Source organism: Verminephrobacter aporrectodeae subsp. tuberculatae At4 (genome assembly GCF_000193225.1).
Taxonomy (GTDB): domain Bacteria; phylum Pseudomonadota; class Gammaproteobacteria; order Burkholderiales; family Burkholderiaceae_C; genus Acidovorax; species Acidovorax aporrectodeae.
Genome location: NZ_AFAL01000669.1, coordinates 1 through 324, shown reverse-complemented (window position 1 = coordinate 324; position 324 = coordinate 1). Strand labels below are relative to the sequence as shown.

1 protein-coding gene is annotated in these 324 nt (G+C 70.4%); it reads right to left on the bottom strand.

Features of this window, described 5'->3' with window-relative positions:
* Nucleotides 1-260, bottom strand: a 260-nt coding sequence (locus VTU_RS28650; RefSeq protein WP_010107420.1) for a SwmB domain-containing protein, incomplete at its 3' end; no start/stop codon positions are given.
* Nucleotides 261-324 lie beyond the last annotated feature (64 nt).

The window sequence follows — 324 nt, the reverse complement described above, 5'->3', positions numbered from 1 at the left end:
GTGACGGTCTTGGCCGCCCCGTTCACCACGGCGCTGTTCACGGTGATGGCCGCCGTGCCCGCGGCGCTGCTCACCGCAAAGCCGGCGTTGCCCGCGAGGGCTGCTGCGTCCAGGGTGCCCGCTTCGGTGTACGTGAGCACCAGCTGGTTGCCGTTGACCGTGGCGCTGGCCAGCGCCGGGGGCGTGGTGTCGCGGGTGTCCACGGTGTAGTTGGCGCTGCTGGCGTTGCCAACCCCGGCGTTGCCTGCGGCGTCGGTCACGCCAGCTGAGGTTTGACGCTGATGGTGTTGGTCGCGTCGTTGACGTTGGCCGTGGGCGTGAAGG